This is a genomic window from Acinetobacter sp. YH01022, assembly GCF_013420235.1.
Taxonomy (GTDB): Bacteria; Pseudomonadota; Gammaproteobacteria; order Pseudomonadales; family Moraxellaceae; genus Acinetobacter.
Genome location: NZ_VOYP01000095.1, coordinates 1 through 1,964 on the forward strand (window position 1 = coordinate 1; position 1,964 = coordinate 1,964).

Below are 1,964 nucleotides of genomic sequence, written 5' to 3' on the forward strand. Positions count from 1 at the left end.
AATGCCTTTGTGCACTGGAAAATGGGATGTTTACCATCGGTTGGATAATGGGAGCCGGATGAGCTGAGAGGTTCATGTCCGGTTCTGCGAGGGGCTAAGGGTGAAATTCCCTTGGTCTACTCACCCAGTCTACAATGCTGTCGGTCAGTTCTTTGCTATGCAGGGCCTGGTTTAAATCACGGATGCTGTCTACGCTTAAATCAAATTCATCTTTTAAAATTGAAGTGCTGATTTTTTCTGCAAATGCTGTATTCATAGGGTTATTCCTGTTTTCTATTCTGGGTCATTCTTAGGCGGCTTGATCTGCACTGCGTTGCCAAACATATAAGGTGGCTGGTTCTGGCTCCCAGACCTTGGCTTTGTCAATATTCGGCAATGATGCCAAGGCTTGATATTCGGAAGCCATGGCCACATAGTCATCGGTTTCTGCCAACACGGCCGGTTTACAGGCAATCGGATCGCGGATCACGGCAAAACCGTTTTTGGTGCCAATCGCGAAGGTAAAGAAACCGTCCAGATCGTCCAATGCATTGTTCAGTGCTTCTGCCAGAGAATCCCCTTGCTGTAAACGCCAAGTCAGATAGCCTGCAGCCACTTCGGTATCGTTATCTGTTTCAAAGCTGATGCCTTCACGTTTTAACTCCTGGCGTAAACGGGCGTGATTAGACAGAGAACCGTTATGTACTAAACATAAATCAGCGCCGGTAGAAAATGGATGACTGCCTTCCATGGTCACTGCACTTTCAGTGGCCATCCGGGTATGACCGATAATGTGACTGCCTTTCATATTCGCTAAACCGAAACGCTCAGAAATTTCGACCGGCAAACCCATGCCTTTAAGAATTTCGATGCTTTGACCGACACTCATGATCTTGAGCTGTGGGGCAATTTTGCCAATCGCCGCGCGCACTGTTTGTTCATCAGATTTTGCTTTAATGACTGCAGCCGTGGCGTTTTGGAACCAGTCCATGTCGGTGTTCAGTTCCGCTTTCAGTGCTTCTGCAAATGCAGACCAGTCAAATTCATCTTCAACCGACTGCAAGGTGAGTTTGACCCAGCCCTCAGACACTTCGTCACCATAAATGGCAAAGCCTGCGCTGTCAGGACCACGCCCGGTCATCGACTCCAGCATCGGTTCAAACAGTTTACCGAGTTGTGATTCCAAAGCTGGATTTTTTAAGTATAAGCCTACGATTCCGCACATAATTGTTCTCCGCTAAATGCTCTTTTTAATTCATGTCCTAGGGACGCTATGGGGTGAAAATAAAGTTTAGAAAAATTCGGTATAGCGCTGAATTTCCCAATCTGAAACATGGCGGCTGTATTCAACCCATTCCATGCTTTTTTGCAGGATGAATTCGTCAACTATTTCAGCACCGAGAGTTTCTCTAAACAGCGGATCTGCTTTTAGAGCCTCGACAGCTTCTTTCAGGGATTGAGGCAGGGTGCCAATACCACGTGCAGCAATTTCTTCCAAACTCAAGGTATACAGGTTTTCATTGCATGCAGGTGGCGGGGTCAGTTCACGTTCAATACCGTCTAAGCCGGCAGCAATAATCGCTGCAGAAACCAAATAAGGGTTGCAACCGGCATCCGGCAAACGCAGTTCAATACGGCCATAAGGGATACGAACCATGGCGGAGCGGTTATTTGAACCATAGGCAATAAATGCCGGTGCCCAGGTCGAACCTGAAAGGGAGCGACCCACCACCAGGCGCTTATATGAGTTCACAGTTGGGGCACAGAAGGCACACAGGGCCGGACCATGCTCAAGCAACCCTGCAATAAAGTGATAGGCCATTTTTGACAAGCCCATGCCTTGCGGATCACTGTCATCATTAAATAACCCTAGTTACGGATAAGCTAAATTTCTAACGACATGAATTTTTGGCTTATTCTTCTGACAGAGTTGATAAGCACATAAAGATGAAAATATGCCTGCTAGAAAACCGGAAATAGTCCGA

The 1,964-nt window shown here is 47.0% G+C and carries 2 protein-coding genes and 2 pseudogenes; all 4 read right to left on the reverse strand.

Going from position 1 to position 1,964, the window contains the following annotated elements; translation table 11 throughout:
- Nucleotides 1-94 precede the first annotated feature (94 nt).
- On the reverse strand, nucleotides 95-256 hold the full coding sequence (locus tag FTT87_RS15750) for a hypothetical protein (RefSeq protein WP_257230599.1): 162 nt from the start codon (nucleotides 254-256) through the stop codon (nucleotides 95-97).
- Nucleotides 257-289: 33 nt separating this feature from the next.
- Complete coding sequence (locus tag FTT87_RS15755; protein ID WP_004704283.1) at nucleotides 290-1,204, reverse strand: glutamine amidotransferase family protein; 915 nt, start codon at nucleotides 1,202-1,204, stop codon at nucleotides 290-292.
- A 66-nt stretch (nucleotides 1,205-1,270) separates the two neighbouring features.
- A pseudogene (locus FTT87_RS15760) lies at nucleotides 1,271-1,846 on the reverse strand (type III glutamate--ammonia ligase); the annotation flags it as partial.
- 6 nt (nucleotides 1,847-1,852) lie between these two features.
- Nucleotides 1,853-1,964 (reverse strand): annotated as a pseudogene (locus tag FTT87_RS15765) (IS982 family transposase); the annotation flags it as partial.